At 69.9% G+C, this 22,121-nt stretch carries 19 protein-coding genes and 1 pseudogene; 8 read left to right on the top strand and 12 right to left on the bottom strand.

All coding sequences use genetic code 11. The features are described 5' to 3' along the window. Nucleotides 1-58: 58 nt before the first annotated feature. The 6 genes from ACWEKM_RS28845 to ACWEKM_RS28820 all read right to left on the bottom strand — a co-directional run bounded on the left by ACWEKM_RS28845 (nt 59) and on the right by ACWEKM_RS28820 (nt 7,606). Nucleotides 59-1,921 (bottom strand): glycosyl hydrolase family 28-related protein, encoded by a 1,863-nt coding sequence (locus tag ACWEKM_RS28845; RefSeq protein WP_451624173.1) that lies wholly within the window; start codon nt 1,919-1,921, stop codon nt 59-61. 121 nt (nt 1,922-2,042) lie between these two features. Continuing rightward, a complete protein-coding gene (locus ACWEKM_RS28840; protein WP_451624172.1) occupies nt 2,043-2,945 on the bottom strand; it encodes an NAD-dependent epimerase/dehydratase family protein in 903 nt (300 codons plus the stop codon). Next, nucleotides 2,945-4,240, bottom strand: a complete 1,296-nt coding sequence (locus ACWEKM_RS28835) for an enolase C-terminal domain-like protein (protein ID WP_451624171.1) — start codon at nt 4,238-4,240, stop codon at nt 2,945-2,947. Before ACWEKM_RS28835 ends, ACWEKM_RS28840 begins: the two co-directional genes overlap by 1 nt. 92 nt (nt 4,241-4,332) lie before the next feature. Further along, the gene (locus ACWEKM_RS28830) at nt 4,333-5,277 is read right to left on the bottom strand and encodes a carbohydrate ABC transporter permease (protein WP_451624170.1); all 945 of its coding nucleotides are present in this window, start codon (nt 5,275-5,277) and stop codon (nt 4,333-4,335) included. After that, the gene (locus ACWEKM_RS28825; RefSeq protein WP_451624169.1) at nt 5,274-6,230 is read right to left on the bottom strand and encodes a carbohydrate ABC transporter permease; all 957 of its coding nucleotides are present in this window, start codon (nt 6,228-6,230) and stop codon (nt 5,274-5,276) included. Before ACWEKM_RS28825 ends, ACWEKM_RS28830 begins: the two co-directional genes overlap by 4 nt. After that, a complete protein-coding gene (locus ACWEKM_RS28820; protein ID WP_451624168.1) occupies nt 6,227-7,606 on the bottom strand; it encodes an ABC transporter substrate-binding protein in 1,380 nt (459 codons plus the stop codon). The genes ACWEKM_RS28825 and ACWEKM_RS28820 overlap by 4 nt, the downstream gene beginning before the upstream one ends. A gap of 24 nt (nt 7,607-7,630) precedes the next feature. Here ACWEKM_RS28820 and ACWEKM_RS28815 point away from each other — a divergent pair, with 24 nt between their 5' ends. After that, nucleotides 7,631-8,764, top strand: coding sequence for a LacI family DNA-binding transcriptional regulator (locus tag ACWEKM_RS28815; RefSeq protein WP_451624167.1), 1,134 nt, complete (start codon nt 7,631-7,633; stop codon nt 8,762-8,764). Nucleotides 8,765-8,863: 99 nt separating this feature from the next. Here ACWEKM_RS28815 and ACWEKM_RS28810 read toward each other — a convergent pair whose 3' ends face one another. Both ACWEKM_RS28810 and ACWEKM_RS28805 read right to left on the bottom strand, forming a co-directional pair. Beyond that, complete coding sequence (locus ACWEKM_RS28810; RefSeq protein ID WP_451624166.1) at nt 8,864-9,547, bottom strand: ABC transporter ATP-binding protein; 684 nt, start codon at nt 9,545-9,547, stop codon at nt 8,864-8,866. After that, nucleotides 9,544-10,626, bottom strand: coding sequence for an ABC transporter permease (locus tag ACWEKM_RS28805; protein ID WP_451624190.1), 1,083 nt, complete (start codon nt 10,624-10,626; stop codon nt 9,544-9,546). Before ACWEKM_RS28805 ends, ACWEKM_RS28810 begins: the two co-directional genes overlap by 4 nt. A gap of 172 nt (nt 10,627-10,798) precedes the next feature. Here ACWEKM_RS28805 and ACWEKM_RS28800 point away from each other — a divergent pair, with 172 nt between their 5' ends. Together ACWEKM_RS28800 and ACWEKM_RS28795 are read left to right on the top strand one after the other, a co-directional pair. Further along, nucleotides 10,799-12,019 (top strand): sensor histidine kinase, encoded by a 1,221-nt coding sequence (locus tag ACWEKM_RS28800; protein WP_451624165.1) that lies wholly within the window; start codon nt 10,799-10,801, stop codon nt 12,017-12,019. Continuing rightward, nucleotides 12,016-12,651, top strand: coding sequence for a response regulator (locus ACWEKM_RS28795; protein ID WP_451624164.1), 636 nt, complete (start codon nt 12,016-12,018; stop codon nt 12,649-12,651). Before ACWEKM_RS28800 ends, ACWEKM_RS28795 begins: the two co-directional genes overlap by 4 nt. Nucleotides 12,652-12,684: 33 nt before the next feature. Here the strand turns inward: ACWEKM_RS28795 and ACWEKM_RS28790 are convergent, their stop codons facing one another. Together ACWEKM_RS28790 and ACWEKM_RS28785 are read right to left on the bottom strand one after the other, a co-directional pair. After that, nucleotides 12,685-15,381, bottom strand: a complete 2,697-nt coding sequence (locus tag ACWEKM_RS28790; protein ID WP_451624189.1) for a SpoIIE family protein phosphatase — start codon at nt 15,379-15,381, stop codon at nt 12,685-12,687. Nucleotides 15,382-15,765: 384 nt separating this feature from the next. Further along, complete coding sequence (locus ACWEKM_RS28785; RefSeq protein ID WP_451624163.1) at nt 15,766-16,359, bottom strand: NADPH-dependent FMN reductase; 594 nt, start codon at nt 16,357-16,359, stop codon at nt 15,766-15,768. 113 nt (nt 16,360-16,472) lie between these two features. Between ACWEKM_RS28785 and ACWEKM_RS28780 the strand changes: the two genes are divergently transcribed. Beyond that, nucleotides 16,473-17,309 carry a helix-turn-helix domain-containing protein gene (locus ACWEKM_RS28780; RefSeq protein WP_451624162.1) on the top strand — a complete coding sequence of 279 codons (837 nt, stop codon included), beginning with the start codon at nt 16,473-16,475 and terminating at the stop codon, nt 17,307-17,309. 183 nt (nt 17,310-17,492) lie between these two features. Continuing rightward, nucleotides 17,493-18,776: a TolB family protein gene (locus tag ACWEKM_RS28775; RefSeq protein ID WP_451624161.1), complete on the top strand. Its 1,284-nt coding sequence runs from the start codon at nt 17,493-17,495 to the stop codon at nt 18,774-18,776. A gap of 98 nt (nt 18,777-18,874) precedes the next feature. Here ACWEKM_RS28775 and ACWEKM_RS28770 read toward each other — a convergent pair whose 3' ends face one another. Next, on the bottom strand, nt 18,875-19,459 hold the full coding sequence (locus ACWEKM_RS28770) for a helix-turn-helix domain-containing protein (RefSeq protein ID WP_451624160.1): 585 nt from the start codon (nt 19,457-19,459) through the stop codon (nt 18,875-18,877). Between the two features lie 160 nt (nt 19,460-19,619). Here ACWEKM_RS28770 and ACWEKM_RS28765 point away from each other — a divergent pair. The 3 genes and pseudogenes from ACWEKM_RS28765 to ACWEKM_RS28755 form a co-directional block, all read left to right on the top strand. Beyond that, nucleotides 19,620-19,937 (top strand): annotated as a pseudogene (locus tag ACWEKM_RS28765) (EamA family transporter); the annotation flags it as partial. Nucleotides 19,938-20,003: 66 nt separating this feature from the next. Continuing rightward, a complete protein-coding gene (locus ACWEKM_RS28760) occupies nt 20,004-20,651 on the top strand; it encodes an FMN-binding negative transcriptional regulator (RefSeq protein ID WP_451624159.1) in 648 nt (215 codons plus the stop codon). Nucleotides 20,652-20,692: 41 nt separating this feature from the next. Next, a complete protein-coding gene (locus tag ACWEKM_RS28755; protein ID WP_451624158.1) occupies nt 20,693-21,400 on the top strand; it encodes a B3/B4 domain-containing protein in 708 nt (235 codons plus the stop codon). A 63-nt stretch (nt 21,401-21,463) separates the two neighbouring features. On the opposite strand, the gene ACWEKM_RS28750 is transcribed toward ACWEKM_RS28755, so the two are convergent. Next, complete coding sequence (locus ACWEKM_RS28750; RefSeq protein ID WP_451624157.1) at nt 21,464-22,000, bottom strand: helix-turn-helix domain-containing protein; 537 nt, start codon at nt 21,998-22,000, stop codon at nt 21,464-21,466. Nucleotides 22,001-22,121: the final 121 nt, after the last annotated feature.

Raw genomic sequence — 22,121 nt, 5'->3', positions numbered from 1 at the left:
CGTATCTCCTCAGCTGTTGGAGGGAGGGGACAGGTGTGGACGCGTCCGCGCACGGTGCTCAACGATGGCCGCCTGCAACGGAGTTGGGCACACTGCGCGCGGACGACGGATAGGGCGGGAAGACCGGGGTGGGCCAGCTGCCGCAGTACGGGGTGGAGCCGATTCCCGAGTTGCCGCCTCCGTCGGTGACGGTGAAGGCGCTGCCCTGGCAGTTGTACACCGGGCCGGGAGCGCCGACGCCGGTCGCCGTGACGTTGGTGAACTTCGCGGAGCCGGGGGTCTGTACCTGGAGGGCGAAGGTGCCGGTGCCGGCGATGGTGACGTCGGTGAGGTTCACGTTGTTGACGGTTCCTTCGACCCACTGCACCGCCTCGTACGGGCTCTGCTGGATCAGTGTGTCGCTGACGTCGATGGGGCCGTCGATCGCCCCTTCGCTACCGTCGAACCACAGGGAACCGATTCCGAACTGCCAGGTGGGAGAGAGATTGCCGTTACGGATCAGGGTGTTGCGGGTGATCGTGGTGGTGCCGACCGGCGTGGAGTCGAACCGCTGGCCGACATGGATCCCGCCGCCTCCGGCGATGCCGGTGTCCCGCACCAGGTTGTCGCTGACCGTGTTGTCGTGGCCGCCGTAGATCGCGATGCCGTTGGCAAGAGTCTGCATACCCACGGTGTTGTGGGAGATCGTGTTGTAGGCGTCGGCGCCCTTGCCCGCATGCGACCAGGCGGCGATGCCGTCGTCACCGGTGTTGCGGACGTCACTGTCGGTGAACACCGAATGGGTCACCCCGCCATGGAAGTTGAATCCGTCGGCGGTGACGTTCCGGATGCGCATCCGGCTGAAGACCAGGTTGTCGAGCGGTCCGTCCATCCACGCGCCGACCTTCATGTGCTCGATCCACACGCGTTCCACCGTGGAGTCACTCATGGTGCCGCCGATGCCGTTGACCTGGGCGGCGTCGTCGCGCCCCTGGACATCGCCGTAGATCGCGAAGTCCCGCAGGTGCACATCGGTGCTCGGGGAGGGCGCGTAGTTTCCGTAGAAGCCCGGAGCGCTGCCGATGACCCTTGAGTACCACATGCCGGCGCCCGCGACGGTCACATCGTCGACGCCGATGTGACCGGAGATCGCGTATGTGCCGGGCGGCATCCACACCGTGCCCCCGGGTCCGGCCGCCTTGATCGCTGCCTTGAACGCGGCCGTGGAGTCCTGGGCACCGGACGAGTCGGCACCCTGGCTGATGACCGACACCGAACCGGCGGGCTGTGACCGAGCCGCCTGGATCTGCTCGAAGTCGGCGAAGTCGATGGTGTAGGACGCGGCGGCGCCCGAGTCGGGAACCTGCAGCCTGAAGGTGGTACCGGCCGGATAGGTGGTCGGGAACGTCCGGTGCTCCTCGTCGTAGAAGTGGTGCGGCTTCGTTCCCGGGGTGTTGGTGAACGGGTAGGCCCCGTAGTACCAGCTGTAGGCGTTGGTCAGTGTGAAGTCGGGCTGCTTGGCGCCGTTGACGTACAGCGACAGCGGCGCACGGTAGACCGAGCCGTCCGCGGAGTCGGGGATGCTGTACCGGAAGACGATGGAATTGGTGGCCGCGGGTGTGGTGAACGTGACGTACTTGCCGCTGCCCTGCAGTGTCACGGCTTTTCGGCCGGACGCCTCGGCCGCCGGCTCCGCCGGGGTGTAACTCGGGCCGATCACCGTGCCGTTGGTGGCGGATGTCTCCGCCTGCACCTCTTGGTAGGGCAGGTTCGCTCCGCTGCCCCCGGCCTTCGCCGACGCGGCGGCGCCCGCGGTCGACACAGTGGCGCCCGCGGTCGACGCGGTCAGGCCGAGGACGCCGCCGAGGGCCAGCAGCGCGCCGGCCGTGGTGGCGGCGATCGTTCTTCTCAGCTTTCCCAGCGGGTGGGTGGATGGACTCACGTCTTGCTCCTTTCGGTGTGGGTGTGGAGCACGGGAAAGGTGCCGGACACCGCACTGGCGGAAGCGAACTCCCGTCAGTGCGGATGGAGTTGGCGCGCGTCCGCCGGGCTGCGCCCGGTTGTCAGACGGCCGCGGCGCCGAGCGCGCGTTCTTCCAGCGCGGCCGTCGACCGCGCGGTGAAGCCGAGCAGGCGGGTCGCCGCCGAGGTGTCGATGGGAGTCTGCCGACCGGGGATCGGGCGGCGCAGCGGGGTGTCGGGGTGATAGGCGGCGATCAGTTCCTGGGTCGGGTAGGGGGCGAGGATGTCCGGGGCGGCGGTGAACACGGTGTGGAATCCGCTCAGCGGCACCGTGATCGCCCGCCACGCGGCCTCGGCCGCGTCGTCGACGTCGAGATAGGACCATGAGTCGGCGGCCGCCGAGCCCGGATCGGCGAGGGTCGCGGCCAGCCGGTCGGCCAGCCGGGCCTCGTTGGAGACGAAGGGATAGCGGATGGCGACGATGTCCATGCCGTGACGACGGCTCATCATCTGGCCGGTGGCCTCGTCCGCCTGCTTCGCCAGTGCGTACGGGTCGGTGATCTGCAGGGGGAGCCGTTCGTCGATCGGGTAGTACTCGGGATGCAGCCGGGCGGCGGCCCAGGCGATACCGAGGATCGAGTAACTGCTGGCGATCATCACCCGGTTGATGCCGGCCTGGCCCGCCTCCTCCAGGACGACGAAGGTGGCCCGGGTGTTGCCGCCGAACACCTCCACCGCGGTGCCATGGAGCGGAGAGGGCCGCGCCGCCAGGTGAATGACGGCGTCCACCCCGTCCAGCGCCGCGCGTACGGTCTGCGGATCACCGGCGTCTCCGGTGACCACCCGGTCCACCGACAGGTCCTTGGGGTCGTCGATCTCGAGTGCGGTGGCCTTGACCCCCCGGGCGTGCAGCAGGCCGGTGACGGCCCGCCCGATCAGACCGGCGGCTCCCGTGACCAGAACCCGCTGGGGTTGATGTGGTGTGCCGATCGGAACCTCGTGCATCACGGGGCCTCAAGTCCGCCGTCGGGCCGGCGTACACGCGCCGCCCATGCCTCGTGCAGGAATCGCGTCGGCGGGTACTGCGCCGCCGCCTTCTCGTCCAGGTCCACGCCCCAGCCGGGATCCTCGGAAGGGGTGAGGTGACCGTCGCGCACCACGGGGGTGCCGGCGAAGATCTCGTGTGTGGCGTCGTTGTACTCGTGGGACTCCTGGAAGCCGAAGGCAGGGGTGGAGATGTCGACGGCGAGGTTCGCGGCCACACCGACCGGGGAGATGTCGCCGGGCGAGTGGAACGCGGTGCGGACACCGCAGAGTTCGGCCAGCGCCACCAGTTTGCGGGTCGGGGTCAGCCCGCCCACCGAGGAGGTGTGCAGCCGCAGCAGGTCCACGCCGCCGTCCTTCACCAGCCGGGCGGCGTCGGTCACGGAGCCGATCTGTTCCCCCACCGCGATCGGCACCGGGGAGGCGGCACGGACCTCCGGCAGCCGGTCGTAGTGCTCGGGCGCGATGACGTCCTCCAGGAACGACAACCCGTACGGTTCCAGCGCACGGGCCAGGACCACGGCCTGCTTGGGGGTGAGCCGACTGTGTACGTCGTGCATGAGGTTGATCTCCTGCCCGAGCCGCTCTCGGGCCGCGGCGAAGAGCGCGGGAGTGGTGCGCACATACCGTTCGGCGTCCCAGCCGTCGGGATACGGCGAGCGGGGGTATGCGCCCGGTGTGCCCGGCGCACCGTATGCGCCCACGCCCGGCTGGCCGGTCTGCAGCCGCACGTTGCGGTAGCCGCGTGCGATGAACTCCTCGGCCTGGTCCAGGGTGGCCTCGATGGTGGGTGCCGCGGCATGGGTGTAGACCTCGACCGCCGCCCGGCTGCGTCCACCGAGCAGTTCGTGCACCGGCAGCCCGGCGCGCTTGCCCGCGATGTCCCACAGCGCCTGGTCGACACCGGAGAGCGCGTTGTTGAGCACCGGTCCGTTGCGCCAGTACGACGAGTAGTGCACGAGTCGGGTGATGTCCTCGATGTCTGCGGGGTGGCGGCCGATCACGAGCGGCGCCACGTGCTTGTCGACGGCGGCGACCACGGCCTCGTAGCGCTGGGTGAACGTGGCGCAGCCAAGACCGTGGAGCCCGTCGTCGGACGTGTCCACGCGCACGACCACCAAAGGCATGCCCTCGGGCGCTGTGACGATCGCGCGCACCCTGGTGATGCGCAGCCGGTCGCGGTGGGTCCAAGGGGGGCTCGCCTGTGGAAGTGCGCCGGTGGCGTCCAGCAGACGGTCCGGGTGGTGCCCAGTCATGTGTGTCCTGGTTCTGTGAGTGACGATTCCGGCGGGTCGAAGAGCCCGTCCGGACTGTTCGGATGGGGGCGGGCCGTGACTGGCGGCCCTGTTCAGCCCTTGGAGCCGGTTTCTCCGCCGACTCCGTTGACCACCTGCCGCTGGAAGACGATGAACAGCAGCAGCGGTGGCACGCTCGCCAGAAAGAGGCCGGCGATGAGCAGTCCTTGATCGGATGTCTTGGCGATGACGGGCAGTGCCACCGAGATGGGCTGCTTCTGCGGGTCGGTGAGTGCGATCAGCGGCCAGATGAACTCTTTCCATGCCGCGATGATGGTGAACAGCGACACCACGGCCAGCACCGGCCGGGACATCGGCAGCACGATGCGCCTCAGCAGGGTGAGCGGACCGGCACCGTCGACCCGGGCCGCCTCGTACAGCTCGGTGGGGATGCCGTCGAAGAAACGTTTGACGAGCAGCACGTTGAAGGCGTTGGCACCGGCGGGCAGCCAGACGGCCCAGAACGAGTTGATCAGGTTCACGCCCAGTCCGGGCATGTGCTGCACCGTGAGGTAGAGCGGGACGAGGCTGACGGTGGCCGGGACCAGCAGGGTGGCCAGCACCAGTGCGTAGAACACCTTGCCGTAGCGGGGTTTGAGCACGGACAGCGCGAACCCGGCGCTGGTCGACACGATCAGCTGCACGACCAGGCAGCCGCTGGCGAGGAAGACGCTGTTGAGGAGGTAGCGGCCGATTTCCAGGCCGGTCAATGCCTCGGTCAGATTGCCGAAACGGGTCTGGGAGGGCCAGAGCGACATCGGGTGGGCCACGATGTCACTGGCCGGGGAGACGGCCGCCTTGAGCATCCAGAAGATCGGCCCGGCGCAGAACAGGACCAGCAGCGCCAGAACGACGATCTCGGTGGCCCGCAGCCCGATCCGCACCACCGGCCGTCGTCTGTCGTGCGGTGAGATCAACCGGCTCACCGGCTCCGCTCCCGCACCGTCCATGGTCCGTCCGGGCGCCGCGCGCTCGCTGTCCTCGGTGATCAGGCTCATGCGGCGCTCCAACGGCGGGTGGACCACAGGTACACGGCGGACAGCAGGGACAACGCCACCGCCAACAGCAGCGACATGGCGCTCGCGGCGCCGTAGTCGCCGTCGACGAATGCGTAGCGGTAGACGAGGAGCAGCACCGTGACGGTGGCGTTCTCCGGGCCGCCGTCCGTCATCAGATATGGCTCGGCGAACACCTGGAGTGTGCCGATGAGTTGCAGCAGCAGGAGCAGCAGCACGGTGCCGCGCAGTTGCGGCAGCGTGATGTTCCAGATCCGGCGCCAGATGCGTGCCCCGTCGGTCTCGGCCGCCTCGTACAGTTCCGGTGGCACCCGGGTGAGGGCGGCCAGGTAGATCAGGGTGGCCGAGCCCATGCCGGCCCAGGTGGACTCCAGGACCAGACTGAGCATGGCCGAGTGCGTGGACTGCAGCCAGGGGTACGGGCCAAGGCCCACGAATCCCAGTGCCTTGTTGAACAGGCCGTGGTCCGGTTCGTAGAACATCTGCCACAGCAGGAGGCCCACCACGGGGGGCAGCATCACCGGCAGATACACCAGGTACCGGTAGAGCCCGGCGAGGCGGCGCAGTGTCGACATCTGCACGGCCAGCAGCAGCGGCAGCGGGAAGCCGATGAGCAGGGCGAGCCCGGCGAACAGCAGGGTGTTCTTGATGGCCGTGGCCAACAGGGGATCGTCGGCGATGCGCTGGAAGTTGCGCAGGCCCACCCACTGTGCCGGATCGACGAGATTGGTCTGCTGGAAGGACAGTTCGAGCCCCTTGACCAGCGGCCACCAGGCGAAGTATCCGAAGCAGAACAGCGCCGGGAGCAGGAAGACCAGCGCCACCAGGTCGTTGCGCAGTCGCAGCCGGGACTTCCGGGACACCTGCTTCGCACCGGCCGGTCCCCCGGGGGCCTTCCCGGCCCGCGGGGCGGCCCGCACGTCGAGCGAACTCACTGTCCCCGCTCCAGTTCCGACGACACCTGCTTCGCTGCCTTGTCCAGGAGTCCGGCCACGTCGGCGTCCTTCTGGGTGAGCACGGCCTGCACCACCGGATCCAGCGCGGCATAGACCTTCTGCGCGGCCACCGGCGGCTCGGTCATCAGCTTCAGCTTGGGGTTGCCCTCGACAAAGGGCTGGAAGTTGCCCAACGGCACGTTCACGTACGGCTTTCGGGCCGAGTTGACCTTGTCCTGCACGGACTGGGAGAAGGGGGCCACGTTCGGCACACCGATGAGGATCTTGGGGTCGGCGGACGTCATCTTGTCGCGCTTCGCCGCCGCCGCGGGATCGTAGTGGACCTTCACATACTCGGCGAGGATCCACTTGACCGCCGCCGCCGTCTGCGCCGCGTTGGCGCGGGCCGTGACCATGGCGACCGAGCCGCCGAGCTGAGTGGCGTTGCCGCCGTCCTGCGGCAGAGCGCCGGCGCCGAAGTCCTTGAGGCGGCCGCCGTACTGTTGCACCACCTGCCCGACCGCGTTGGGCCCGTCGATGAACATGCCGACCTCGCCGGCGGCGAAGCGGCGTTGGACGTCCATCTGGTTCTGGAGCTGGTTGCTGCCCATGGAGTTGTCGACGAAGCGCATGTCGTGCAGGAGTTGAAGGGCGTCCCGGGTCGGCTGTTCTGTGAAGGCGGGGACGTACTTCCCGCCCTGTTTCTTCTCCATCGTGCCGCCGCGGGAGTAGGTGTAGGAGGTCAGGTGCCATCCGCCGGTGTTGGTGGTGGTGGTCTCGGCGTAGCCGACCTTGCCGGTCCTGTCATGGATGGCCTTCGCGGCCTGCCGCACCTCCCCCCAGGTCGTGGGCGGCTTGTCGGGATCGAGTCCGGCCTTGGTGAACAGGGCGCGGTTGTAGACAAGGCCCATGGTGTAGGCGCCACCGGGCACGGTCAGACCGTAGACCTTGCCGTCGGCGTCCTTGGTCGGCTCCAGCAGCTTCTGGTTGAACTCGCCGTACTGCGGCCAGGACTTGAGGTCGGAGGTGATGTCCTTGACCTGACGTCGGGCGATCAGGCCCTGCGGTTCGGTGAGAGGTACGGTGATCACCGTCTCGGCGCCGCCGCCGGCCAGTTTGGCCGCGAACGTCTGCGGGTCCCATGTCGAGTCGGTTGCCTTGACGGTGATGTCGGGGTTCGCCTTCTCGAACGCGGCGACCCTGACCGCGAAAGCCTTCCGACTGGCCGGGTCGCTCTTGGGCGGCAGTCCCTGCACCGTGATGGTCACCTTGCCGTCGGAGTCACTGTCGCCGCCGGACGAGCAAGCCGCCAACGAGCCTGTGAGAGCGGCGGTCACTGCGAGGCCGACGGCCTTCGTCACAGATCTGCGGTGCATGGGCGTGCTCCTGCCGTAACATGAGTGCAAAAGGTTTTGCATCTGGATGACACACGACGGTGCCACGGCGTTCAGGAAGCAGTCAATAGCCGTGCGGAAGCTGTTGGGGTACCCTCCGATGCCGAGGTAGACGGAGGTACGGTGTCCGAGTCCGGCGCTCGCGGGCCTGTGAGTATCACCGACGTGGCCCAGCGGGCCGGCGTCAGTATCACGACCGTCTCGCATGTCCTCTCAGGTCGTCGGCATGTGGCGCAGAAGACCCGCGAACATGTCCTGGACATCGTGCGCGAGCTGGGCTACGAGCCCAACCAGGTGGCCCGGAGTTTGCGTACGCGTCGTTCACACACGCTTGCGCTGATCATTCCGGACATCACCAACCCCTTCTACACGTCGCTCGCCCGCGGGCTCCAGGACGTCGGCGCCGCCGCCGGGTACCAAGTAATCGTGTGCAACACCGACGGCGACCCGAAGAACGAGCAGGCCGCCCTCAAGCAGATGGTCACCCGACGCGTCGACGGCATCGGTTTCGCCGGGTACTTCAACCATGCTCGCGCTGTGGCTCCGGTGTTGACCAGCGGCATCCCGGTGGTGCTGGTGGGTGTGGGCACTCCGGGCCCGGGTATCGACGTGCTCTCCACCGACGACATCACGGCGGGTGAACTCGCCACCCGGCATCTGCTCGACCGCGGGCACCGCCGGATCGGCTTCATCACCGGCCCCGAACGGGAGGGCCCGCCCGCGGACCGCGTCACGGGATACCGCAAAGCGTTGACGGCCGCACACATTCGCTTCCGCAACGCATATGTGGCGCGTACCGGTTTCACCCGCGAGGGCGGCACCGAGGCCATGGCGCGGCTGCTCGATCTTTCACCGCCCCCTCAAGCCGTCATCTGCACCAACGACATGGTCGCCATCGGCGCCCTGGACACGGCACGTGTCCGCGGCCTGCGGGTCCCGACGGATGTGGCGGTGATGGGTTTCGACGACATCGAGGCCGCCTCCCTCATATCCCCCTCCCTCACCACCGTGTCGGTGCGACCACGGGAGCAGGGGCAGGGCATCGGACGGCTGCTGCTGCAGCGGCTGGAGAATCCGGAGGCCGAACCGCCGCAGCATGTGCTGTACGACCCTGCGGTGATGGCGCGGGAGAGCGCGTAGAGGGGAGCGGCGCCGACCGGCGCCGCTCCCCCGGGAGAACTCGGCCCGCCGCATCGAAACGTCCTGTCGGACGCCGTCCGATGCCCCGGGGCGGTGAGTTCAACAGGCTGGTGTCGGCAGGTCGAGTCGTCCGTCGTGGACTTCGGCGATCTGGTCGACAGCGGTGAGATGGGCGCGGTCGTGGGTGACCAGGACGGTGGCCGTGGCCCGTTGGTGGGTGAGGCGGGTGATCAGCTCGACGACGGCGGCTCCGCGTTCGTGATCGAGCGCACTGGTGGGCTCGTCGACCAGGAGGACGGTGGGGTCGTTCATCAGCGCGCGGGCGATGTTGACGCGCTGGCGCTGGCCGCCGGAGAGCTGGTGCGGGCGGCGGTGCGTGTGGTTCCCGAGACCGACGGCGTCGAGCAGTTCCCTGGCCCGGTCGCGGGCCTTGGCCGGCGGGCGGCCGTCGATATGGGCCATGACCTGGAGTTGTTCGAGCGCGGTGAGGGAGGGCAGCAGGTTGGGCTGTTGGAAGACGATGCCGATCTTGTGGCGGCGCAGGTCGGTGAGTTCACCGCGGGTCATGCCGAGGGTGGGGGTGCCGTCGATGGTGACGGTGCCGGCGTCGGGGGTGATGAGAGTGGCGGCGACGGCCAGCAGGCTGGATTTGCCGGAGCCGGACGGACCGATCACGGCGGTCAGGCTGCCCCGGGGTACGTCCAGGGTGATGTGGTCGAGGGCGGTCAGTCGGGAGTCTCCGTCGGGATAGGTGAGGGTGATGTCGGTCAGGTTCAGGCTCATCGGGTGCTCCCCAGGGCGGTCAGCGGGTCGACGGAGGTGATGCGGCCGATGGACAGGGCGGCCCCGAGCACGCCGAGCAGGATCATCACCGAGGCCGGGACGAGGACCGTGGCGGGGGTGAGGACGAAGGGCACGGCCGATCCGGCCATGGCGCCGATGCCGACGGCGATGCCGGTGCCGATCAGGGTTCCGCCGGTGAGCAGGACGACGGCCTGGCCGAGGGCGTCCTTCAGCAGATGGGCGGTGGAGGCACCGAGGGCCTTCAGCACGGCCACGTCGCCGCTGCGCTGGATCGTCCACACGCTGAAGAAGGCACCGATGACCAGGGCGGAGATGGCGAACAGAAAGCCGCGCATCAACTGCAGAGAGCCGTTCTCGGAGGTGTAGGAACCGATCGCGGACAGCGAGTCGTCCCGGGAGACCGTTTTCGTGCCCGCGGCCCGGTCGGCCGCCGGCATGTCGATGCCGGAGGTGGTGTTCAGGGCGATCACACTCGCGGTCGGGCCGCCGCCGCCGGTGGGGGGCGCGGTCTTCTGCCAGACGTCGAGGCTGGTCCAGATGACCGGGGTGTGGCTGAAGGAGGCATCGCCCCGCACGGCGGCCACCGTCAGCCGCTGCCCGGCCAGGGTGAGGCTGTCACCGGGCCGCAGACCGAGGTCGTCGGCGGCCGTGGTCGACACCACCACCGTGTGCTCCTTGATCTTGCCGCTGTCCGGAGCGAGGGGGGATCCGGGCCGGACGCCGAAGGCGGAGACGGCGGCGCTCGTGCCGTCCGCGGTGGCCTTGGTGGTGGTGATGCCCAGCGGCTCGGCCCGGGTGACGCCGGGCGCCTGGGCCCACTGCCGCCACTGCCGTTCGGTGACGGTGGAGTCGGCGTACGACAGCTTCTGCCCGTCCCCGGGAGCGTTGAAGGCGATCTTGCCGGCGGGCAGGCCGGTGATCGCGGAGATGTTCTGCCGGCCAAGCCCGGCGGTCAGCCCGGACAGCAGGCCGACCAGCAGGGTGATCAGCACGATGACGGTGCCCATCAGGGCGAAGCGCCCCTTGGCGAACTTCAGATCTCTCCAGGCGACGAACACGGCCTTGGTCTGCCCTTTCCGGTGGTGGACTCGGTATGCCTCCACCATCGCCGCCCACCCCCCGGTCGGGCCTCTGGCAGGGGACCGCACTTCGCGGATCGAAAGGCGACCCGTGGGTTCTCACTTTCGATGGAGGCAACGTGTGGACTGTTTCCTTTAGGTTGGGAGGACTGTGAACACTGCTGCCCCTGCCCTGACCCCGACCAGCCGCGCCCTGGCCTGGTGCCTGCACCTGCTGGTCATCGGCCTGCTCGTGCTGGTCGGCGCCCGCGCCCTGGCCGACGGACGGCCGCACGCCGGGTGGATCATCGCCGTGGCGGCGGCGTGCGCTGCGGTATATGTGGTCGGGCCGCTCCTGCCCCGTATCCGCCTCTCCCGGCGGGCCGCCGCCGGGTGGCTGGCCGTCGTGGGCGCCGGGTGGCTGGCGCTGCTGGCCCTGTCCCCCGACGGGGTGTGGGTGGCCTTCCCGCTGTACTTCCTCCAGCTCCATCTGCTGCCCCGCCGCGCCGGACTCACCGCCGTGGCCGCGACCGCGCTGGCCGCGAGCACCGCCTTCGCCGCCCATCAGGGCTCCTTCAGTATCGCGATGGCGATCGGCCCCGCCCTGGGCGCCGCCGTCGCGGTCGCGGTGGTGTGGGGGTACCAGGCCCTGTACCGGGAGAGCGAACACCGCAGGCGACTGATCGAGGAGCTGACCGCCACCCGCGCCGATCTGGCTCAGGCGCAGCACACCGCCGGGGTGCTGGCCGAACGTGAGCGGCTGGCCCGGGAGATCCACGACACCCTCGCCCAGGGCCTGTCCAGCATCCAACTGCTGCTGCGGGCCGCCGAACGCGCCCTGCCCGACCAGCCCGATGCCGCCGCCCGCCATGTGCAGGCGGCCCGCCAGGCCGCCGTGGACAATCTCGACGAGGCCCGTCGCTTCGTCGCCGCCCTCACCCCACCCGCCCTGGACGGCATCACCCTGGCCGGTGCGCTGGAACGCCTGTGCGCCACCATCGGCGCCCGCCACCGGCTCACCGCACGCGTCCACCTCGTCGGCGCCCCGGCCCCGCTGCCGACCGCGCACGAGGTCGCCCTGCTGCGCATCGCCCAGTCCGCCCTGGCGAACACCGTCCGCCACGCGAACGCCGGCACCGCCGAGGTCACCCTCAGCTACCTCGCCGACCACATCACCCTGGCCGTCGTGGACGACGGTACGGGCTTTGACCCCGAGCAGGTGCCCGCCCCCGACCCGCACAGCGGTGGCTTCGGCCTGGCGGCCATGCGCGCCCGTATGCATGCGCTCGGCGGCACCCTGACCATCGAATCCGCCCCCGGCCATGGCACCGCCCTGGCCGCCCGGCTGCCGTTCGCCCCAGCCGCCGAAGCCGAGCCCGAGGCCCGCCCGTGACCGACACTCCCATCCGTCTCCTGCTGGCCGACGACCATCCCGTGGTGCGCGCCGGGCTGCGCGCCGTCCTGGAGACCGAACCCGGCCTCGTCATCGTGGCCGAAGCCGCCACGGCCGAGGACGCCGTGGTCCGCGCCGCCGAGGGCGACATCGACGTCGTGCTCATGGACCTGCAGTTCGGCAAGGGCATGGGGGGCGCCGAGGCCACCGCTCGGATCACCGCCCGACCGGGCGCTCCCCGTGTTCTGGTGGTCACCACGTACGACTCCGACGCGGACACCCTGCCCGCCATCGAAGCCGGCGCCACCGGATATCTCCTCAAGGACGCCCCTCCCGAGGACCTGGCCGCCGCCGTGCGCACCGCCGCCGCCGGCCGCACCACCCTGGCCCCCACGGTCGCCGAGCGGCTCATGAACCGGCTTCGCACGCCTGGTGCCGTCCTGACCCGGCGCGAGACCGAGGTCCTCGCACTGGTCGCCGACGGCCTGTCCAACCAGGCCATCGGCCGCCGCCTCCACCTCACCGAGGGCACCGTCAAGTCCCACCTCACCCGCATCTACACAAAACTCGACGTCGACTCACGCACCGCCGCCGTCGCCGCCGCCACCGACCTCGGCCTCATCCGCCGCTGACCGGGCACGCGGCCTCAGCACCCTCGGGGTTGTTCATTCATCCCATTGGTCAAGGAGGGCGCCGGCCAGGTCGGAGCCGGGCGCCGTGGCGTCGTCGATGGACTGTTCGGCCCAGATGATCTTGCCTTGGGGGGTGTGGCGGGTTCCCCAGCGCTGGGCGAACTGGGCGATCAGGAAGAGGCCGCGGCCGCCCTCGTCGGTGGTGGCGGCCCGGCGCAGATGCGGGGAGGTGCTGGAGCCGTCGGCGACCTCGCAGATGAGGTTGCGGTCGTGCAGCAGGCGCAGCCGGATGGGCTGGGTGCCGTACCGGATGGCGTTGGTGACCAGCTCGCTGGTGATCAATTCGGTGGCGAAGGCGAGGTGTTGCAGGCCCCAGGTGTCCAGCTGGCGGGTGACGTCGGAGCGGATACGGGAGACCACGGCCGGGTCGGAGGGAATGTCCCATTGGCGGACCTGGGCGGGGTTCAGGATACGTGTGCTGGCGACGAGCAGGGCGACATCGTCTCGGGGGCGCTCGGGCAGCAGCGCCTCGACGACCGCCTGGCAGGTCTGTTCCGGGGTGCGGTGAGGAGGGGCGAGGGCGTCTCGCAGGAGTTGCAGGCCCGTGTCGAGGTCTCGATGACGGTCTTCGATCAGTCCGTCGGTGAACAGGGCCAGCCGACTTCCCTCCGGCAGGTGCAGGGTGCCGGTTTCGACCGGGAGACGGCAGCCGAGACCGAGCGGCGGTGAGACGGGGGTCTCGGGGAACGAGACGGTGCCGTCCGGGTGGATCAGAGCCGGGCCCAGGTGCCCGGCGCGCGCGATGGTGCATGATCCGGACACCGGGTCGTAGATCGCGTACAGGCAGGTGGCCCCCGTGACCTCCTGATCGACCTCCGCTCCCCCCTCGTCGGCATCCATGTGGGCCACCAACTCGTCCAGGAAGCCCAGCAGTTCGTCGGGGGGCAGGTCGAGGGCGGACAGATTGCGCACCGCGGTACGCAGCCTCCCCATGGTCGCCGCCGCGTGCAAACCGTGGCCGACCACGTCGCCCACCACCAGCGCGACCCGCGCCCCAGGGAGCGGGAACACATCGAACCAGTCCCCGCCGACCCCCGCCTGTGCGGGCAGATACCGCCACGCCACGTCCAGGGCGTCCTGCTCCGGCAGCCCTCGCGGCAGCAGACTGCGCTGCAGCATCACGGCCATCGCATGCTCCCGCGTGAACCGCCGGGCATTGTCGATACACGTGGCCGCCCGCACCGCCAACTCCTCCGCGAACGACAGATCCTCCTCCCCATAGGCCGGCGAATCCGCCGTACGCCAGAAGGTCGCCAGCCCCAGCACCACGCCCCTCGCCTGCAACGGCACCGTGACCAGGGAGTGCCATCCCTGCTCCAGCGCCCTGCGTGCCAGGTCGGGGTTCTGCGCCTGCCATCCCTTCGTCTGCCGCAGATCGGCCGTGAGTTCGGCCCGCCCCAGCTCCAGCGCCCGCGCCTGCGGTGTCGTCGGCACAAACGTGATCAGCTCACCCACCGGGGACAGGGGCAGCTCGTCGAGTCGGCCGCTGATCGCGGTGCGCCGCATCTGCCGCCAGCGCTCCTGTGCCGGTTCCTGGCCCTGTGCCACCGCGTCCAGAAGGTCTACGACGACGCCGTCGGCGAACCGCGGCACCGCGACCTCCGCCAGTTCCTCCGCGGTGCGGACCACGTCCAGCGTGGTCCCGATCCGCACCCCCGCGTCGTACAGCAGCTTCAGCCGGCCCCGTGCCTCTTCCACCCGCCCCGACACGATCGCCAACTCCGTGGTGTCCCGCAGCGTCACCACGCTGCCCGCCTGCCCGCCGAACGGGGCGGTGGGTCGCTTGTTCACCGCGAGCAGCCGGTCCCCGGCCAGTTGCACTTCATCCGTGACCGGCTCCCCCGACGCCAGCAGCCGCGCCGTCCTTCCGTCCAGACCTATGTCCCCGATGTGCCGCCGCTCCGCGTCCGCCGGCAGATCGAGCAGCCGCCGCGCTTCGTCGTTGACCAGCAGCAGCCGTCCGTCGGCTCCGATGATGAGCACGCCCTCCCGGACCGCGTGCAGCACCGCGTTGTGGTGCTCGTACATCCGGGTCATCTCCAACGGTCCCAACCCATGCGTCTGCCGTCGCAGCCGCCGGGAGACCAGCACGGTGCCGGTCGTCGACGCGGCGAGCGCGACCGCACCGGTGCCGAGGACGATCGGCAGCTGCCGCTGGGCCAGTCTCGTCACGTTCTGGACCTTGACCCCGGCACTCACCAGGCCGGCGACCGAGCCATTGGCCCGGAACACCGGGACCACCGCCTGGATGGCCGGGCCGCTGCCCCCGGCCAGCGGCGGTCCTCCGTGTGATCGTTCAACGGTGACGTGACCCGCCAGCGAAGGTCCGATGGTCCCCGGGAACTTCTTCCCGATCGCCCCCGGGAAGGGATGCGTATAACGGATCCCGTGTGTGTTCATGACGACGATGAAGTCGACACCGGCCCGTTTCCGGGCCGCCTCGGCGCGCGGTTGGAGCACCGCCGTAGGGTTCTGGCTGTCCAGCGCCGCCACCATGCCCGGCGAGTTCGCGAACGCCTCGGCGGCGGCCACCGACTTCTGCCGGGCCTCACGCATGCTGTACTGCTGCGCGAGCAGCACGAGGGCGATCACCCCGGCCGCGACCAGCAGCACCACGATGACGACCTGCGCGACGAACACCTGCCCGGCGGCGCTGCCCAGGTTCAGCAGGGAGCGCAGTCCCGAACCCGAACCGGTGCCCAGGTCCGGTTCCGGTGGCGGCCCCGGGGCGGTGCCCGAGGAGCGCGGTGACGTGGTTTGCTCGCCTCCGCGCTGGTCACGCCGGTCCGCCCGCCGAATACCGGACCCGCCGTCCACGCCCGCGAGTCGGTACTGGTCACGCAGCGGATCGGCGGAGAGATCGCGGAGCGGTCCCCGGTTTCGACGGTAAAAATCCCTTCATGGTCAATTAATAACACTATTCTCTGTTATGGGGTGAATCATTGGATCACCTGCTTTCTGGCCGCATATGGGATCGCGCCGAGACGGCCTCACGCCGGGTCGGAACGGTTTCTCGCCGGGTCGGGACGGCCTCACGCCGAATGTCGGGAGGCCTCACGCCGGATAGGGAGCGGACGCGCGCGCCGAGCGGAGTGCGCCCGCCCACCAGGCCAGCCGGGCGAGCAGGGTCTTGGCGTATCCGGGGGCATCGGGGTCGAGCGGACGGCCGTCCTGCCACGCGGTGAAGTAGTTCGGGAAGACCAGACCGTCGCGGATGGTCACCGCGTGCAGCTCGGTCAGTACGTTCTCCAGGTGCAGCACCGCATGCCGGCCGCCTGCCGCCCCGCCGTAACTGACGAACGCGACGGGCTTGGCCGTCCACTGGGTGAAGTACCAGTCGATGGCCGCCTTCAGGGACGCCGGATAGCTGTGGTTGTACTCCGGCGTGACCAGGATGAACGCGTCGGCACCCGCCAGTGCCGACGTCAGGCCCGCCAGGCCTGCGGGGCGGGGGTAGTCGGCGCCGGCGTACTTCGGCGATACGGCGGGCAGTGCCAACGGGATGTCGAATGCGGCGAGATCGACGACGTCCACGTCGAAACCGCCGTGCAGACGGGCCTGTTCGGCGACCCAGGCCGCCACCACCGGGCCGAACCGCCCTTCGCGGACACTGCCGACGATGATCACCAACTTGTGTGTGCTGTCCATGCCCACCACAGTCGGGCCTTCGGTGTGGCCGCAACCAGACCCTGGTCAGGCTGGCCCTCGCAGGGCCACCCTCAGCTCTCCGCGACCGGTCGACGGCGCCGTATCCTCGCTTCATGGGCACGCCATTGGGGGATTTCGTCCGGGCCAGGCGCGACAGCACGCAGCCACAGGCGCTGGGACTGCCGGATCACGGCCGCCGCCGCTCCCCCGGACTGCGTCGCGTCGACCTCGCCGCGCGGGCCGGTATCAGCGTCGAGTACCTGACCCGCATCGAGCAGGGCCGTGACCGCAATCCCTCGGTGGCGGTGGTGAACGCGCTCGCCGACGCATTCGGCCTCGACCCGTCCGAGCGCGACCATCTGCGCTACCTCGCGAAGATCACTGGCGGCGTGTGCTCCGCCCACAGCCGACCCGCCCCACCGCGCCGGGAGGTGCGACCGTCCGTCCGACAACTGCTCCACCTCCTGGAACCGGGCATCGCCATGGTGACCAACCGGCTGGGCGACGTCCTCGCCCACACCAGCGGATACGCGTCCCTGACCAGCGGAACCGGGCTGCTCGACACCGACGGCCCGAACCTCACCCGTTATGTCTTCACCGACGCCCGCGCCAGGACGTTCTTCGCCGACTGGGACGCCGTCGCCGACGAGCTCGCCTTCGACCTGTGGCGGGGGCCGTCCGTCGAGAGCTCCGAGTGGCTCACCGCACAGCTCACCCCCGTGGCCGGTCCCGACTTCACCCGCCGTCTGCACGGCCACGCGGTCCCGCGGCGCGGAGTCCTCCGGCTCCACCACCCGGCAGGGCACCAGCTCCACCTGCTGCGCGAGATCCTCGAACTTCCCACGGACGCACAGCAGTTGGTCGTCTTCCTCCCCGCAGACGACCGAACGGCCCAGGCGATCGACCAACTTCGCCGCACGTCGCACGGCCGGCTCCGGGCCATCTCGTAGTACGCCCCGCGCCCAACCGGCCCCGGCCGGCCTTCACTTGCTTCAGGGGTACCCCGGTCACCGCGGGAAACAAGCATCCTGACGACCTCCGACGAGCAAGCTGCTGCCGGACCGGCACGGAATATAGTCGGTCCGCTGTGTGCAGAGCGCACTCGGAGCAGAAGCCGATCGGAGCCGACCACCGTGACCCGCCCCGTCAGACTCATACAGGCAGGCACATCCGCCGCAGTCACCCTGCTGATGCTGAGCGCGTGTTCCACAGGCCCGAAGCCGCCGGACATCGCGGCACCGAAGGTGACGGGTACGGTCTTCGTCGCGGGCACGGCCAAGGACGGCTCGGCCATGGTGTGGAAGGTGACCCACGGCTCCGCGCGCACCCTGCTCAGCGACACCGCCGCCAACCTGCCCGCGACCTCCGTCTCGCTCTCTCCCGACGGCCGTCATCTCGCCTATGTGTCACGCGGCATCATGTACGTCAAGGACCTCGGCTCCCGCCAGGCCCATGCGGCCCACAGCGCGGGCGGCATCGGCGAGGAGCGCGCCACCGACCCCGGCATGCCCGACGATTCGCGCTGCTCGACCTGGTCCCCCGACGGCAGCCATGTGGCGTTCACCGTGGAGCGCGGTGTGTTCGTCTACGACGCCTCGGGCACGGGACGCATGGTGTCCGGCCGCCCCGTGTCCGAGTGGCGCGAAGGACACAGAGACCTCGACAACCTCGCCTCCGCACCGACCTACCACGATGCGGCGGCCGCTTCCGACATCACCTGCGCGCAGTGGATCGACAACAAGCGGCTGGCCTTCGACGGCCTGGGCGAGGACAGCGCGGAGTCGATCGGCGCCGCCGAAGCGGATACGACCATCGTGGCCCGCATCGACACCAAGAAGCCCGAACTGACCAGGTTGCTCGCCCGGTGGACCGCGGGCGGCGCCTGCCGAAACCGTGTGCTGCTCGACTTCCACCCGGAGCAGTCCATCTCGGTCACGCCGTCACCCGTGGCGAACTCGGGCCGAGGGCCGGGCCGGCCGCTTCTCGTGAACGCCGGAGCGCTGAGCTACCGGACCTACGCCGACAATCCGCAGACGGCCGGCAAGGACCTCACCGCCACCCGGCTTTCCGACCGGGGAGCCTTCTGGGCCTTCACCCCGGGCACCTGCCAACTCGTCGGCGCCGCACCCACATCGCCCGATCCGGGAACCTACGACTACCTGGTGACCACGATCGACGCCAAGACCGGTGCCACCGTGAAGCGACGGTCGATGCCACTCGCCGTGGGCAAGGGCGGCCCGCTCTCCCGCCCCACCGGTGGGCAGGTCACCAGGAACCCGCACGCCGGGGCCAACACCGTCTCGTATGTGACGGGTGACGGCAAGGTGGGGATCATCGACCTGGCGACGGGCGGAGCCACGGAGCTGAAGGGCCCCTGGAAGACGGCGACGGCGACGGTTGCCTGGCGCGACGAGTGACGGAGCGGTCGAAGACGACGGTCGGCACGTCGGCGTCCCGATCGAGGTCGGTCGGGCTCCCGGGCAAGGACCGCCGCTTCGAGATTCTGGACATCAGGTCAGGTGGTAGAGGCCGGGCCGGGCGGCAGATGGACCGTCATGATCAGGTGGCAGGTTTCTTCGCCGGAGCCGCGGTAGGTGTGGGGGACGTCGCCGTCGAAGGTGGCGGTCTGGCCGGCCTCCACAGGATGCTCGGCCCCGTCGACGATCAAGACCATCCGCCCCGAGGTGACACTGACGGTTTCGACGACGCCGGCCTGATGGGGATGGCTGGGGTATTCCTCACCCGGTTCCAGCCGCCAGCGCCAGACCTCGACCGGGGCGGGGCCGGAGGTGGTCAGCATGAGCCGGGCCTCGCTGCCCCCTTCCCCGGCCCACAGCGGCATCAGCGCACCGACGGACACCACGCGGACGCGGCCTTCGGCCGGCCCTTCCAGCAGGGCGGACACCGAAACACCGAGAGTGTCGGCCAGCCGGACCAGGGTGGCGAAATTCGGGTTGCCCTGGGCCTTCTCCAGCGCCACCAGGGCACCCTTGCTGACCTTGGCGCGGCGGCCGAGTTCGTCGAGGGACAGGCCCGCGCGTGCCCGAGCCGCCCTGACGTTGCACGCGAGCGTCCGCAGGGCCGCCTCCGTCTCGGCCATCCGATCACCCTTCCTCTGAACTGACCACTGGAATGCACCGGGCGGTCGTTTGATTGGCAGCCATAGTCGTTCCACTGTACTATCCGGTCGTTCTATTGAGATGGTAAGGGACCGTACCGTGATCGCTCCGCCGCTGGCCTCTGGCAGCTCACTCGCCTACGCCCCACCGGTCGTCGGCCATGCGGTCTCCTCGGCTGTCACATGGGCCGCGGCCGGGATCCTGCACCACAGGCCCGGGCCCGAGAAGCCCGCGTATACGCTGTCGGCCACCGCCGGTGTGCTGGACTCGCCGACGAACCCGTTGTTGCTGCTCGCCGCCCGGGGCGGGGACCTCACCGTCGTCGCGGTGATCACCGCCCTCCACCTGGCCTGCACGGTCCTGCTCGCCCGCGCTGTGCTCGCCGAGCGCATCCATCGGGACCGGCTCGTCGGCGTGGGCACCACCACCGTCGCCGTCGGCCCCCTCGCCGTCACCTGAACCACCACACCGCCCACCGCCGCACCAATGCACCGCCGCACCGCCGCACCCCGTAAGGAGAACCGCATGTTCATCCAGCCCTGGGACGCCGCCCTGGACGACACCGAATGGCAGACCTGGATCGCCGACGGCCACGACTTCGGCCAGCTCAGTGTCAACGGCCTGCCCGGCCGGCCGCCCGCCGTCGTCCCCACCCACTTCACCACCGACGGCGATCAGCTGCTGATCCATCTCGCCCGGCCCAACCCGGTCTGGAAGGCGATCGAGCACGACCCGAACGTCACGTTCACCGTCATCGGCGACTACGCCTTCATCCCCGGCCCCTGGCGCGCCAAGCCCGATATCCCGCCCACCGACGGCGTGCCCACCAGTTACTACGCGGCCGTCCAGTTCGCCTGCCGCGCCCATCTCGTCGATGACCCGGAGGCCAAGGCCGAGTTGCTGCGCCGTCAGCTGGCGCACTTCCAGCCCGACGGCGACCACGCCCCCGTCGCGGTCGACCAACCGCCCTACGGTCGGATGCTGCCCGGCATCCGCGGCCTGAAGTTGGAGGTGATCGAGGTGCTGGCCAAGTTCAAGTACGACGACCACAAGCCCGTCGAGCACCGCTCGGGCGTCGCCGACCACCTCGGCGTGCGCGGCCAGGGCCTGGACGTGCCCGCCGCACGCCAGCAGCTGCGCCGTCTGGACCGCATCGGCCCCTGGAAGTCCTGACCCCGACCGCTCCTGGCACACACGCGAACGGAACACCGCCCATGACCGCCTTCCGCCTCAGTCCCGCCGTCGCCTCCGCCTTCCCCGACACCCTCATCGCCCTGGTCACCGCCGCCGGTCTGCACGGCCGGGGGCCCTGGCCCGACACCACTGCCGCCCTGGAGGACCTGGAACAGCAACTCGCCGACGGCACCTGGCGCCCCGCCGACGAGGCCGACCCCCGCATCGAGGCATGGCACACGGCCTATCGCTCCTTCGGCACCAACCCCCGCCGTGTCCGCCCCAGCGTCGACGCCCTCGGCCGCCGCCTCGCCAAGAAGGGCACCCTGCCGCGCATCAACCCGGCCGTCGACTCCTACAACGTCGTCTCCGTCCGACACGGCCTGCCCGCCGGCGCCTTCGACCTCGACCACGTCACGGGCGACGTCCACATCCGGCACGCCGACGGCAACGAGACCTTCACTCCGCTCGGCGAACCCGACACCGTCGAGAACCCTCGGTCCGGCGAGATCATCTACGCCGACACCACCGGCGTCCTGACCCGGCACTGGAACCATCGCGACGCCCACCGCACCCGCGTCACCGAGGACTCCACCCACGTCGCCTTCGTCCTCGAAACCCTCCACGCCACCCGCGACGGCCATCTCCTCAAGACGGCGGCGGAGGAACTGCACGGCCTGCTCATTCCGCACGCCGAACAGACGACGGTGTCCTACCTCGGCCCGGAACAGCCCGAGGCCACCGCCTGAACCACACCGCCCGCGGGCGCCGCCCGGCCTCGGCGGATACGGTCGTCGCGGCGGGGCTGGGGGTCAGTAGCTGGGTGGCGTGACACTGAGCATGAAGCGGACGGTGCCCCTGCCGTCATTGAGAAAACGGTGGGGAATGTTCGAGTCGAAGTGGCAGCTGTCGCCGGACTTCAGTACATGGGTCTGGTCTCCCACCTGGACGGTGAGCCGGCCGGTGAGGACGATGACGCACTCCTCCGACGGGTGTGATCGGAGCGTGTCCGAGGAGACGGCACCGGGTTCGAGCGATCCTTCGAGGACCTCCAGTTTGGCCCCGCCCGGTGAGGCGCGGGTGTAGGTGATGGCGTGATGGGGTGAGGAGATCCGGTACCGGTCGTCGCGGCGGATGACGGCGACCGACTGCTGGTCACCGTCCTGGAACAGACTGAACAGGGGGACGTCGAGGGCCTCGGCGATCCGTCGCATCGTTTCGAGGCTGGGGTCGGTCACACCACGTTCGACCTGGCTGATCAGACCGGTGGAGACACCGGCGTGTTCGGCCAGTTCCCGAACGGTCATGCCTCGGAGGGTGCGGTATTCACGGATCCTTGTTACGGCCACGGCATCATTATCCAGGTACGGTCTCGGGCGCGGGGGCCCGGCGCCCGCCCCGCGCCCCCCGCCCAGACCCCCCCCCGGGGGTGGTCGGACCGCGCGGCTGGGCGCTCCCCCGCGCACCCCC

Source organism: Streptomyces sp. NPDC004752, assembly GCF_053601275.1.
Note: the sequence above shows the minus strand (reverse complement) of the source record. Positions and strands in the feature narration are given on the sequence as shown.